Below are 12728 nucleotides of genomic sequence, written 5' to 3'. Positions count from 1 at the left end.
CCCCGCCGCCGATCGAGACGCCGGGGCCGGAGCTCAACCCGGCCCCCTCAAGCCCCGCCGGCGATTGAGGCGCGGGGCCCGGGGCAGCGCCCCGCGACCGCAACACCGGTGCCGGGGGACCGGCCAGGGGCACCGCCCCGCGACCGCAACACCGGTGCCGGGCGACCGGTCAGGGCCTCCAGCACCCGTCCGGATCCAGACCGAGCAGGTCAATCGCATTGCCCCGCACGATCCGCTCGACCACATCCGCCGCCAGGTGCCCCATCTGCGCCTCACCGACCTCCTTCGACTTGGGCCACGTCGAATCGGAGTGCGGATAGTCCGTCTCGTAGAGAACGTTCCCGACCCCGATGGAATCGAGATTCCTCAGCCCGAACGCGTCGTCGAAGAAGCAGCCGAAGACGTGGTCGGCGAAGTACTCGGACGGCGGCTTGCGCACCTTGTCGGCGACACCGCCCCACCCCCGGTTCTCCTCCCACACCACATCCGCCCGCTCAAGGATGTACGGGATCCACCCGATCTGCCCCTCCGCGTACATGATCTTCAGCTGCGGGAACCGCTCGAACTTGCCGCTCATCAGCCAGTCCACCATCGAGAAACAGCAGTTGGCGAAGGTGATCGTCGACCCGACGGCCGGCGGCGCGTCCGGCGACGTCGACGGCATCTTGCTGCTCGACCCGATGTGCATCGCGATGACGGTCCCGGTCTCCGCACACGCCGCGAGGAACGGGTCCCATTCGTCGCCGTGGATCGACGGCAGCCCGAGATGCGGCGGGATCTCCGAGAACGCGACCGCCCGCACCCCGCGCGCGGCATTGCGCCGCACCTCCGCCGCCGCCAGCTCGGGGTCCCACAGCGGCACGAGGGTCAGCGGTATGAGCCGCCCCCGCGCCTCGGGCCCGCACCACTCCTCCACCATCCAGTCGTTGTACGCCTGCACGCCGAGCAGCCCGAGCTCCCGGTCCTTGGCCTCGGTGAAGGTCTGCCCGCAAAAGCGCGGGAAGGTGGGGAAGCAGAGGGCGGACTGGACGTGGTTGACGTCCATGTCGGCGAGCCGTTCCGGCACGCTGAACGACCCCGGCCGCATCTGCTCGTACGTGATGACTTCGAGTTTGATCTCGTCCCTGTCGTAGCCGACCGCCGTGTCCAGGCGGGTCAGCGGGCGGTGCAGGTCCTCGTACACCCACCAGTCGCCGATCGGCCCCTCGTCACCGGGCGCGCCCATGACCGGCGCGAACTTCCCGCCCAGGAAGGTCATTTCCTTCAGCGGGGCGCGGACGATACGGGGCCCGGTGTCGCGGAACTTCTTCGGCAGCCGGTCGGACCAGACGTTCGGCGGCTCCACGGTGTGGTCGTCGACGGAGATGATGCGCGGGAAGTCGGCCGATTCCAGAGGGTTTTGAGCGTTTCGAGTGCTTTCTGTCTCCGTGGTCTCCATGCGCTCACGGTAGCGCCGATCTGACGACCCGTCAGCTAGTGGGGGCACAGTGGTTCCCGTTGGCTTACGCGTGTGGTCTCTGTGATGGGTGCCTTCCATGGCTGACGTTTCCCCCAGGAACAAGGCAAACTGACGGCAGTTGTCTTTGATGTGCGCGCAACACGGCGCGCCGGTTGGACGGCGCGACAGAATGACGTGCGCGGAACGACCCGTGCGGACGCGGCGGCAGGGAGCAGGGAAAATGGTCGGTGGACCGCGGGTACCGGAGCAGCGGCATGCCGCCCCGCCCGAGGAACCCCCGGGCGCGGCCCCGGCCGCGGGCTCCGACCTGCGCTTCAGCGTGCTCGGCCCGGTCAGGGCCTGGCGCGGCGACGAGGCGCTGCCCACCGGTTCCCCGCAGCAGCGCGCGCTCCTCGCCGCCCTCCTGCTGCGCCAGGGCCGCACGGCGACGGCCGCCGAACTGATCGACTCCGTATGGGGCGACGAGCCGCCTTCGCAGGCGCTGGCCGCGATCCGCACCTACGCCTCGCGGCTGCGCAAGATCCTCGGCCCCGGCGTCCTGGAGACCGAGGCGGGCGGCTACGCGCTGCGGATGGCGCGGCCGGACGCCCTGGACCTCGCGGCCGCCGAGGCGCTCGCGGCGCGGGCCGAGCGGGCGCGGCAGTCCGCCGACCTGTGCCTGGCCCGGGCGCTGGCGAACGAGGCGCTCGACCTGTGGGACGGCGAGTCGCTGGCCCACGTACCGGGCCCGCACGCGGAGACGGAGCGCGCCCGCCTGGAGGAGTGGCGCCTGCAACTCCTCGAAACCCGCCTCGACATGGACCTGGAGCAGGGCTGCCACGCGGAGGCGGTCTCCGCCCTCACGGCCCTGACCGCCGACCACCCGCTGCGCGAGCGCCTGCGCGAACTGCTGATGCTTGCGCTCTACCGCTCGGGCCGCCAGGCCGAGGCCCTCGCCGTCTACGCGGACACCCGCCGCCTCCTGGCCGACGAGCTCGGGGTGGACCCGCGCCCCGGCCTCTCCGAGCTCCAGCAGCGCATCCTCCAGGCCGACCCGTCCCTGTCGGAGCCCTCGGCGCAGCCGGCGGAGCACTCCCAGACACCGCAGCGCCCGGCCCAACTCCCGGCCACCGTCCCGGACTTCACGGGCCGCGCGTCCTTCGTGACGGAGCTCGGCGACACCCTCGCCGCCGCGTCCCGCGAATCGGGCGCGGGCTCCGTGATGGCGGTCTCGGCGGTGGCGGGCATCGGCGGGGTCGGCAAGACCACCCTCGCCGTGCACGTGGCGCACGCGGCCCGCGGCGCGTTCCCCGACGGGCAGCTCTACGTGGACCTCCAGGGCACGAGCCCGCGCCCCGCCGAACCCGAGACGGTCCTCGGCTCCTTCCTCCGCGCCCTCGGCACCCCGGACTCCGCGGTCCCCGAGTCCCTGGAGGAGCGCTCAGCCCTGTTCCGCTCGACCCTCGACGGCCGCAGGACCTTGGTCCTCCTCGACAACGCGCGGGACGCGGCGCAGGTCAGACCGCTGCTGCCGGGCACGGCGGGGTGCGCGGCGCTGATCACGGGCCGGGTCCGGATGGTCGACCTGGTGGGCGCGCACCTCGTCGACCTGGACGTCATGTCCCCCGACGAGGCGCTGCTCCTGTTCACCCGCATCGTGGGCGAGGAACGGGTGACGTCGGAGCGCAAGGCGGCCCTCGACGTCGTCGCGGCCTGCGGCTTCCTCCCCCTGGCGATCCGCATCGCGGCCTCCCGCCTCGCGGCCCGCCGCACCTGGACTGTGTCGGTGCTCGCCGCGAAGCTCGCGGACGAGCGCCGCCGCCTGGACGAGCTCCAGGCGGGCGACCTCGCCGTCAAGGCCACCTTCGAACTCGGCTACGGACAGCTGGAACCCGCCCAGTCCCGCGCCTTCCGCCTCCTGGGCCTCGCGGACGGCCCCGACATCTCCCTGGCGGCGGCCGCCGCGGTCCTGGACCTCGACATCGAGTCGACGGAGGACGTCCTGGAGTCCTTGGTCGACACCTCTCTCCTGGAATCCGCCGCTCCTGGCCGCTACCGCTACCACGACCTCGTCCGCCTCTACGCGCGTGCGTGCGCGGAGCGCGACGAGACGGTCGGGGAGCGGGAGGCTGCGCTGTCGCGGCTCCTTGACTTCTATCTGGCGACGGCGACGCGCGTCTACGCGATCGAACGGCCGGGAGACCGCCTGGTGGACCACGTGGCGCCGACGGACCACCCGGGCCTCTCCTTCCAGGACCAGACAGCGGCTCTGGACTGGCTGTTCGCCGAGTCCGAGTGCCTGCTGGCCTGCCTCCAACAGTCGCTTCGGGCGGACCTGTTGCAGCGGGCGGCGAGCCTCATCCTCGTGGCCAAGGACCTGTCCGAGTCGGGCGCCGGCTCGTTGCGGTACGAGCGTGCGGCCGTCGCCCTGCGCGACAAGGCCCGCGAGCTGGGCGACCCCGTCGCCGAGGCGCGGGCGCAGACGACGCTGTCCCAGGTGTGGGCGTTCGCGGGCCGTTTCGACGAGGCGGAGCGGGCGGCCGCGGCCGCGATGGACCTGGACGCCGCATCGGACCCCTGGTCGAACGGCCACGCACCGCACGAGCGCGGCATCATCGCCTTCTACCGCAACGACCTCGACCAGGCGGACACATACCTTCGGGTGGCCCTCGAGAACTTCCGCGCGGACAAGAACACCCCGGGTGAGGCCAGCGCGCTCTGCAACCTCTCCCGCATCCACCTCGCCCAGGGCAGGCCCGACAGCGCCATAGAGCTCGCCGAGCAGGGCATCGAGGTCTACGACCGTCTCGGCACGGCCCTGCGCCTGGCCAACGGACGGTACGCCCTCGGCCTGGCACTGACCGCGGCGCAGCGATACGGCGAGGCGCTCGACCAACTCACCGCCGCACTGGGTATTTTCCGCGAGAACCGCCAGCCCTTGTGGGAGGGCGTCACGCACCTCCGGCTCGCCGAGGTGCACCTCGCGGCCAAGCGCGCCCCGCTCGCCGCCGCCCATGCCGAACAGGCCATCGCGTTGCGCGGCATCGGCGGGGAGTGGCGGCGCGGCGGCATACTGACCGTTCTCGGCAAGGCGTTGGCGATGCTCGGCCAGCCGGACCGGGCGCAGGCCTGCTGGAGCGAGGCCCTCGCCATCTACGAGCGTCTCGGCTCCCCCGAGGCCGCTGAGGTCCGGACGCTGCTGAAGCCCGTCGCGGCGTAGGCGTCCCCTTCAGGCGGCCGTTCATCATTCGTTTATCGCGGCACGCCACTCTCTTCATTGCCGACCCGTCGCGTCGGGGGGCAGACGGATTGGCGGTCGGGCCGGCCGTTACGGTGCGGCCCTACGACGGCCGCCCGGCAACCCACGGGGGAGTTGCCGGGCGGACGTCCTCCGCACGTACGCCACCTACAGGGAGATCATCGCCATGAGCGACAAGATCAAGCCGCAGGACAGCCACATCTCGAGCGAAGAGCTCGACGAGGTGAAGCCGCTCGACAGTCACATCTCGAGCGAGGAACTCGACGAGGTGAAGCCGCAGGACAGCCACATCTCCGACGGCACCATCACCCCGCAGGACTCGCACATATCCAGCGAAAAGGCCTGAGACCACCACGGAGACGGGGATCGGCCGCGGCGGACCGGAGGGGGAACCGCCGCGGCCGAGGTGTGTCCGCAACCAGCGCCGCCCGCTAAAGGCCGAGCATCCGCGTCTCCGCCACCGGCAGCCCCTTGTCCCACCAGTGGTCGTAGCGCCGGTAGGCCCCCGGGTCCCGGCCCATCAGCAGGCGGGCCACGCCCCGCGCCTCGGTCTCCAGGGCCTCCCACGCCGCCTCGGGCAGCGGGTGGAACGCGCCCACCTCCACGCCGCCGCCGTCCGCGGCGAGGCGCCAGACACCGGCCACGTAGCCGTCCACGAGGACCGTCGGCAGCACGTCCCCGTTCACCCTGGTCACATGCTTCCGGTACGCGGGCGGGAGCACCCGGCCCCGGTCCGCGTACGCGAGCAGGACGCTGTCCCACATCGCCATGAGGCGCGGCGGCGCGGGCACCTCCGGATCGGGCAGCACCCCGCCCGGCACGTCGTACAGCACCTCGCCGCCCGGCCCCGTCAGCCGCACCAGGTCCTCGTCGAGCGCCGCCCGCACCCGCCCCTTCTGCACGAGGGCGAACTGCGCCATGTCCGCCACCGACGCAGGCCCGAACCCCGCCAGGTAGCGGCGGATCAGGGCCCGCAGCCCCGCGGCCACCGCCTCCGGCTCCCGCAGCCGCGGCCGCGCACCCGCCTCCGCCGCCACGAACAGCTGCCGCTTGTCGGAGGCGTACGACCACGGTGAGCCCTCGACCGGCGCATGCCACAGCGGCGCGTACTGCCGCAGCATCCGGCAGGCCGTCACCAGCTCCTCGCCGTCAGGACCGGCCCGCCCCGCGAACCAGTCCGCCAACTCCCCCGCCGTACGCGGGTGTTCAGCCACCCGCAACAGCTCAGGCAGCAGCGCGTCCGCGTCCTCCGCCACCAGACCCGACGCCCGGAACCGCGGATCCCCAAGGCGCGCACCCCGCACCGTCGGCTCCACCGCCGCCCGGAAGTCCTGGTAGTCGTCGACATGCACCGCGTGCAGCGTGATCCGCATCAGCGTCGACTTCACCGCCCGGAACCCGCCGAACACCGCGTCCAGGTCCCCCGGTTCGAACCCCGCCACCCGGTTCCACAGCGCCACATACGGCGAAGCGGGCTGCTGCGCCTGGAGCGCGACGACCCGCCGTAGTGCCTCCTCGGCCCCCACGTCCGCCCGGCCGAGCAGCAACTGCCTGGCCAGAGTCGACCTGTTGAGGACCTGCGCGGAGATCGAGTTCGTGGTCATGCCGGAATTCTTCCGGCACGGCCCGCCCCGCGCACCCCGAAAACGTCAGTCCAGCTTGCGCGCCACTTCCGTGGCCCAGTACGTGAGGATCATGTTCGCGCCGGCCCGCTTGATGCCGAGCAGCGACTCCATGATCGACTTGTCCCGCTCGATCCAGCCGCGCTCCGCCGCCGCCTCGATCATCGCGTACTCGCCGCTGATCTGGTACGCCGCGACCGGCACGTCGGACGCGTCGGCGACCCGGGCCAGGATGTCGAGGTACGGGCCGGCCGGCTTCACCATCACCATGTCGGCGCCCTCCTCGAGGTCGAGCGCCAGCTCCCGCAGGGACTCCCGGACGTTCGCCGGGTCCTGCTGGTACGTCTTGCGGTCGCCCTGGAGCGAGGAGCCGACGGCCTCGCGGAACGGGCCGTAGAAGGCGGAGGAGTACTTCACCGAGTAGGCGAGCACGGCGACGTCCTCGCGGCCGATCTGGTCCAACGCGTCCCGGATGACGCCAATCTGACCGTCCATCATGCCGCTCGGGCCGACGATGTGGGCGCCCGCGTCCGCCTGGACCTGCGCCATCTCCGCGTACCGCTCCAGCGTCGCGTCGTTGTCGATCCGGCCCTGCTCGTCGAGGACGCCGCAGTGGCCGTGGTCCGTGAACTCGTCCAGGCACAGGTCGGACATGACCAGCAGATCGTCCCCGACCTCGGAACGCACGTCCCGCAGCGCGAGCTGGAGGATGCCGTCGGGGTCCGTGCCGACCGTGCCCCGGCCGTCCTTCTTCTCGTCCAGCGGCACGCCGAACAGCATGATCCCGGAGACGCCCGCCTCGGCGGCCTCGGCCGCGGCCTTCTTCAGGGAGTCACGGGTGTGCTGGTACACGCCCGGCATGGAGCCGATCTCCACGGGGGCGTCGATCCCCTCGCGCACGAACGCGGGGAGGATCAGGTCGGACGGATGCAGCCGCGTCTCGGCGACCATGCGCCGCATGGTGGGAGTCGTCCGCAGCCGCCGCGGCCGCGCACCGGGAAAAGAACCGTACCGAGTCACTGAACCTGTCACCTCTACCTACCTACGGGATACCCGTGAAAACAGAAGGGCGGGCATCCGGGCCCGTAAGCCCGGAAAATGCCCGCCCCACACTCTTCCTTACGGAGCCGCGCGCCTGCGCCGCGACCCCGGACGCCGCTCGCTCGGCCGCGTCACCGGATCCCCCGCCTCGATGGCCGCGAGCCGCCGCTTCGTACCGAAGTCCGCAAGCGCCGCCGCCAGCTTCAGCACCGACGGCTCGGGCGCCATGACGTCGACCCGCAGCCCGTGCTCCTCGGCCGTCTTGGCCGTGGCCGGACCGATACAGGCGATCACCGTCACGTTGTGCGGCTTGCCCGCGATGCCGACCAGGTTCCGCACCGTCGACGAGGAGGTGAAGAGCACCGCGTCGAAGCCGCCGCCCTTGATCGCCTCACGCGTCTCCGCCGGCGGCGGCGAGGCACGCACGGTCCGGTACGCCGTGACGTCGTCGACCTCCCAGCCCAGCTCGATGAGCCCGGCGACGAGCGTCTCGGTCGCGATGTCGGCGCGCGGCAGGAAGACACGGTCGATCGGGTCGAAGACCGGGTCGTACGGCGGCCAGTCCTCCAGGAGACCGGCGGCCGACTGCTCGCCGCTCGGCACCAGGTCCGGCTTCACGCCGAAGGCGATGAGGGCCTGCGCCGTCTGGTCGCCCACCGCGGCGACCTTGATCCCGGCGAAGGCGCGGGCGTCGAGCCCGTACTCCTCGAACTTCTCGCGGACGGCCTTGACCGCGTTCACCGAGGTGAAGGCGATCCACTCGTAGCGGCCCGTCACCAGGCCCTTGACCGCGCGCTCCATCTGCTGCGGCGTGCGCGGGGGCTCGACCGCGATGGTCGGGACCTCGTGCGGCACGGCGCCGTAGGAGCGAAGCTGGTCGGAGAGCGAGGCCGCCTGCTCCTTCGTCCTCGGGACGAGCACGCGCCAGCCGAACAGCGGCTTCGACTCGAACCAGGACAGCTGGTCGCGCTGGGCGGCGGCGCTGCGCTCACCGACCACGGCTATGACCGGCCGGTTGCCCTCGGGCGAGGGCAGCACCTTGGCCTGCTTCAGGGTCTGCGCGATCGTGCCGAGCGTCGCCGTCCAGGTCTTCTGCCGCGTCGTCGTACCGGCGACCGTCACCGACAGCGGGGTGTCGGGCTTGCGGCCCGCCGCCACCAGCTCACCGGCCGTGGAGCCCACCGCGTCGAGCGTCGTCGACACGACGACCGTGCCGTCGGACGCGCCGACCTCGGTCCAGCAGCGCTCGGAGGCGGTGGCCGCGTCCACGAAGCGGACGTCGGCACCCTGGTCGTCACGGAGCGGCACACCGGCGTACGCGGGCACGCCCACGGCCGCCGCGATGCCGGGCACGACCTCGAAGGTGACGCCGCCCGTCGCGCAGGCGAGCATCTCCTCGGCCGCGTACGTGTCGAGGCCGGGATCGCCCGCGACCGCACGCACGACCCGCTTGCCGCCCCGCGCGGCCTCCATGACAAGATTGGCCCAGTCCCTCAGAGCCGGGACCGCGACGGCAGTTGACGAACCGTCAGTGGTCGCCGCACGCTCCGGGGTGCCCGTGGCGTCGAGGACGGTCACGCCTGCCTTGGCGTGCGTCCGCACGACGTCGAGCACTTCAGGCTCGGCGATCAGCACATCCGCTCGGGACAGGGCCTCCACGGCCCTGAGGGTCAGCAGCCCCGGATCTCCGGGACCCGCACCCAGGAAGGTGACGTGCCCAGGTGCACAGGCGGTCGATACAGCGGTGGTGGGGCTCATCGTGCTCGCTCCCCCATCAGACCGGCCGCACCCTTGGCCAGCATCTCGGCGGCGAGTTCCCGCCCGAGTGCCAGCGCCTCGTCGTCCGACGAGGGCACGGGACCGGTGGTGGACAGCTGCACCAGCTCGGAGCCGTCGGTCGAGCCGACGACGCCGCGCAGGCGCATTTCCTTGACAATCTGCCCGTCGACCAGAAGGTCGGCCAGCGCACCCACAGGTGCGCTGCAACCGGCCTCCAGGGCGGCGAGCAGGGCTCGCTCGGCGGTCACGGCGACCCGTGTGAACGGGTCGTCCATCTCGGCGAGCGCGGCGACGAGTTCACCGTTGTTGGCGGCGCACTCGACAGCCAGTGCCCCCTGGCCGGGGGCGGGCAGAATCATGTCGGTCGGGAGGAACTCGGTGACTTCCTCGCTGCGACCGGTGCGGCTGAGGCCCGCGGCCGCGAGGACCACACCGTCCAGCTCGCCCTTCTCGACGAAACCGATCCGGGTGTCGATGTTCCCACGGATCGGCACGGTCTCGATCCGCATGCCGTGGCTGCGCGCGTACGCGTTCAGCTGCGCCATGCGCCGCGGCGAACCGGTACCCACGCGGGCACCCGCCGGGAGATCGGTGAACTTCAGTCCGTCGCGCGCGATCAGCACGTCACGCGGGTCCTCGCGCACCGGTACGGCGGCGAGGGCCAGCTCCTCGGGCTGCGCGGTCGGCAGGTCCTTGAGGGAGTGCACCGCGAAGTCGACCTCGCCCCGGGCGAGCGCGTCGCGCAGCGCCGTGACGAAGACACCGGTGCCGCCGATCTGCGCGAGGTGCTCGCGGGAGGTGTCACCGTACGTGGTGATCTCCACCAGCTCGACCTCGCGGCCGGTCAACTGCTTTACGGCTTCGGCCACATGCCCGGACTGGGCCATGGCCAGCTTGCTGCGCCTGGTGCCCAGCCTCAGGGCTTTCTCGGCGGTCATGCCGGGCCTCGATTCTTGCCTTCTTCGTGGGGGGTGGCCCGGGAGACGGCCGCGACCGTCTCCTGGTCCAGGTCGAACAGGGTCCGCAGGGCGTCCGCGTACCCGGCGCCGCCGGGCTCGGCGGCGAGCTGCTTGACCCGTACGGTCGGCGCGTGCAGCAGCTTGTCCACCACGCGCCGCACGGTCTGGGTGATCTCCGCGCGCTGCTTCTCGTCGAGCCCGGGGAGCCGGCCGTCGAGCCGGGCGATCTCGCTCGCCACCACGTCCGCGGCCATCGTGCGCAGCGCGACGACGGTCGGCGTGATGTGCGCGGCCCGCTGCGCGGCGCCGAACGCGGCGACCTCGTCGGCCACGATCGTCCGCACCAGGTCGACGTCGGCGGCCATGGGCGCGTCGGCGGAGGCGTCGGCGAGCGACTCGATGTCGACGAGGCGGACCCCGTCGATCCGGTGCGCGGCCGCGTCGACGTCGCGCGGCATCGCCAGGTCGAGCAGGGCGAGCGCCACCTGCCGTACGGGCTCGGGAGTGCGCTCGCGGCGCATCTCCGGGACCCGCCCGGCGACGGCGAGGGCGGCGATGGTCTCGGCCTCGGATGCCTGGACCGGGCGGACCTGCTCGCGGGGCGCGTTGTCGACCCAGGCGCCGTGCTGTTCCAGGGCGGCGGCGTCGAATCCGGCGACCGCGGCCTCGCCTTCGACGGAGAAGCCACCGCGCACGGTCTCGACGACCGGCGCCGCCTCCCCGGCGGGCCTGCCGGAGACGGGGGCAGAAGCGCCCGGCACCTCGGCGCCCGCGGTCGGCGTGCGACCGGCGACGGCGGAACGTACGGCCTCCGCGGTCAGGACGAGACCGGTCGCGCCGGTGCAGGAGATAGCGACGTCGGCACGTGTCAGTTCGTCCGCCACGGCGTCCATCCGGACCGCGCGGGCCGCCGTGCCGCCCTCGCTCAAGATCTCGACGAGCCGGTCGGCGCGCTCCGCCGTCCGGTTCGCGACGACGACCTCGGCGACCCCGGCCCGCGCGAGCGTGGCCGCGGCGAGCGAGGACATCGAACCGGCGCCGATGACGAGCGCCCGCTTCCCGGCCGCCCACGCGTCCACCGGCTGCCCGGCGGCGAGCTGCTCCAGGCCGAAGGTGACGAGCGACTGCCCGGCCCCGTCGATCCCGGTCTCCGAGTGGGCGCGCTTGCCCACCCGCAGGGCCTGCTGGAAGAGGTCGTTGAGGAGCTTGCCCGCGGAGTGCAGCTCCTGGGCGCGCGCGAGGGTGTCCTTGATCTGGCCGAGGATCTGGCCCTCGCCGACCACCATCGAGTCGAGCCCGCACGCCACCGAGAACAGGTGGTGCACCGCCCGGTCCTCGTAGTGCACATAAAGATAAGGAGTGAGCTCTTCGAGACCCACGCCACTGTGCTGCGCGAGCAGCGTCGACAGCTCGGCGACACCGGCGTGGAACTTGTCCACGTCCGCGTACAGCTCGATGCGGTTGCAGGTGGAGAGCACCGCGGCCTCGGCGGCCGGCTCGGCGGCGAGCGTGTCCTGCAACAGCTTGGCCTGGGTGTCCGCGTTCAGCGCGGCACGCTCCAGGACGCTGACGGGGGCGCTGCGGTGGCTCAGACCTACGACGAGGAGGCTCATGCCGGCATCACGGCGGGCACGTCCCCGTCGGGTCCCTTGCGGTCGTCGTTGTTCTTCTCGGCGGCGGGCTTGGTGACCTTGGCGGCCGGGCCCTCGACGCCCACGGCGCCCTCGGCGGCGGCACCGTCGTCGGGCGCCTCGCCTGCCTTGCGCTGCTCGTGGAACGCGAGGATCTGAAGCTCGATGGAGAGGTCGACCTTGCGCACGTCGACGCCGTCCGGCACGGAAAGGACGGTCGGCGCGAAGTTCAGGATGGAGGTGACACCCGCGGCGACGAGCCGGTCGCAGACCTGCTGAGCGGCACCGGCCGGGGTCGCGATGACGCCGATGGAGACGCCGTTCTCGTCGATGATCTTCTCGAGGTCGTCGGCGTGCTGCACGGCGATGCCCGCGACGGACTTGCCGGTCATCGCCGGGTCGGCGTCGATCAGTGCCGCGACGCGGAAGCCGCGGGAGGCGAAACCACCGTAATTGGCAAGCGCGGCACCGAGGTTACCGATACCGACCATCACGATCGGCCAGTCCTGGGTCAGGCCCAGTTCGCGTGAGATCTGGTAGACGAGGTACTCGACGTCGTAGCCCACGCCGCGGGTCCCGTACGAACCGAGGTACGAGAAGTCCTTGCGCAGCTTCGCGGAGTTGACCCCCGCGGCGGCCGCGAGCTCCTCGGAGGAGACCGTGGGCACCGAGCGCTCCGACAGTGCGGTGAGGGCTCGGAGGTACAGCGGAAGCCTGGCGACGGTGGCCTCGGGAATCCCTCGGCTGCGGGTCGCCGGTCGGTGAGTTCGGCCAGTTGCCACGGTGCTCCTGCGGGTAGAGCGGGGCTGTGGGCGGCACCCTGCTACTCGACCGCCCCGTCGAATGCAGGCTATGTCTTTGTGAACGCGTGCACAAAGATGGTGTCCGATTTGCCCGGCCAACGTGACCGGGCTCACGCGCGCCCCGCGCGCCACCCTGGAACCGGCGCGCAGGCAGCTTCGTTGCTCACCAGTGGGGGCCAAAACGGCACACTCTCCT

At 72.1% G+C, this 12728-nt stretch carries 9 protein-coding genes; 2 read left to right on the top strand and 7 right to left on the bottom strand.

Features of this window, described 5'->3' with window-relative positions; translation table 11 throughout:
* Positions 1-169: 169 nt before the first annotated feature.
* Positions 170-1438, bottom strand: a complete 1269-nt coding sequence (locus ACNYS0_RS23285) for an amidohydrolase family protein (RefSeq protein WP_422476417.1) — start codon at positions 1436-1438, stop codon at positions 170-172.
* A 241-nt stretch (positions 1439-1679) separates the two neighbouring features.
* Between ACNYS0_RS23285 and afsR the strand changes: the two genes are divergently transcribed.
* A complete protein-coding gene (gene afsR, locus ACNYS0_RS23280; RefSeq protein WP_422476416.1) occupies positions 1680-4658 on the top strand; it encodes an SARP-family global regulator AfsR in 2979 nt (992 codons plus the stop codon).
* Positions 4659-4863: 205 nt separating this feature from the next.
* Entirely contained in the window at positions 4864-5043 is a 180-nt protein-coding gene (locus ACNYS0_RS23275) for a hypothetical protein (protein ID WP_422476415.1), read from the top strand.
* Between the two features lie 85 nt (positions 5044-5128).
* Here the strand turns inward: ACNYS0_RS23275 and ACNYS0_RS23270 are convergent, their stop codons facing one another.
* From ACNYS0_RS23270 to ACNYS0_RS23245, 6 genes are all read right to left on the bottom strand, one after another.
* Positions 5129-6301: a winged helix DNA-binding domain-containing protein gene (locus ACNYS0_RS23270; protein WP_422476414.1), complete on the bottom strand. Its 1173-nt coding sequence runs from the start codon at positions 6299-6301 to the stop codon at positions 5129-5131.
* A 45-nt stretch (positions 6302-6346) separates the two neighbouring features.
* On the bottom strand, positions 6347-7339 hold the full coding sequence (gene hemB, locus ACNYS0_RS23265; protein WP_422476413.1) for a porphobilinogen synthase: 993 nt from the start codon (positions 7337-7339) through the stop codon (positions 6347-6349).
* Positions 7340-7438: 99 nt separating this feature from the next.
* Positions 7439-9118, bottom strand: a complete 1680-nt coding sequence (locus tag ACNYS0_RS23260) for a bifunctional uroporphyrinogen-III C-methyltransferase/uroporphyrinogen-III synthase (RefSeq protein WP_422476412.1) — start codon at positions 9116-9118, stop codon at positions 7439-7441.
* Positions 9115-10077 carry a hydroxymethylbilane synthase gene (gene hemC / locus ACNYS0_RS23255; RefSeq protein WP_422476411.1) on the bottom strand — a complete coding sequence of 321 codons (963 nt, stop codon included), beginning with the start codon at positions 10075-10077 and terminating at the stop codon, positions 9115-9117. The genes ACNYS0_RS23260 and hemC overlap by 4 nt, the downstream gene beginning before the upstream one ends.
* Complete coding sequence (locus ACNYS0_RS23250; protein ID WP_422476410.1) at positions 10074-11711, bottom strand: glutamyl-tRNA reductase; 1638 nt, start codon at positions 11709-11711, stop codon at positions 10074-10076. The genes hemC and ACNYS0_RS23250 overlap by 4 nt, the downstream gene beginning before the upstream one ends.
* Positions 11708-12511: a redox-sensing transcriptional repressor Rex gene (locus ACNYS0_RS23245; RefSeq protein ID WP_422407996.1), complete on the bottom strand. Its 804-nt coding sequence runs from the start codon at positions 12509-12511 to the stop codon at positions 11708-11710. Before ACNYS0_RS23245 ends, ACNYS0_RS23250 begins: the two co-directional genes overlap by 4 nt.
* Positions 12512-12728 lie beyond the last annotated feature (217 nt).

The organism is Streptomyces anthophorae, from assembly GCF_049310305.1.
GTDB lineage: Bacteria > Actinomycetota > Actinomycetes > Streptomycetales > Streptomycetaceae > Streptomyces.
Note: the sequence above shows the minus strand (reverse complement) of the source record. Positions and strands in the feature narration are given on the sequence as shown.

What these genes read in the sequence shown, in the direction of transcription:
- hemC (WP_422476411.1), bottom strand. Translation starts at nt 10,077, where the DNA reads ATGACCGCCGAGAAAGCCCTGAGGCTGGGCACCAGGCGCAGCAAGCTG.
- ACNYS0_RS23275 (WP_422476415.1), top strand. Translation starts at nt 4,864, where the DNA reads ATGAGCGACAAGATCAAGCCGCAGGACAGCCACATCTCGAGCGAAGAG.
- ACNYS0_RS23260 (WP_422476412.1), bottom strand. Translation starts at nt 9,118, where the DNA reads ATGAGCCCCACCACCGCTGTATCGACCGCCTGTGCACCTGGGCACGTC.
- ACNYS0_RS23250 (WP_422476410.1), bottom strand. Translation starts at nt 11,711, where the DNA reads ATGAGCCTCCTCGTCGTAGGTCTGAGCCACCGCAGCGCCCCCGTCAGC.
- afsR (WP_422476416.1), top strand. Translation starts at nt 1,680, where the DNA reads ATGGTCGGTGGACCGCGGGTACCGGAGCAGCGGCATGCCGCCCCGCCC.
- ACNYS0_RS23285 (WP_422476417.1), bottom strand. Translation starts at nt 1,438, where the DNA reads ATGGAGACCACGGAGACAGAAAGCACTCGAAACGCTCAAAACCCTCTG.
- ACNYS0_RS23270 (WP_422476414.1), bottom strand. Translation starts at nt 6,301, where the DNA reads ATGACCACGAACTCGATCTCCGCGCAGGTCCTCAACAGGTCGACTCTG.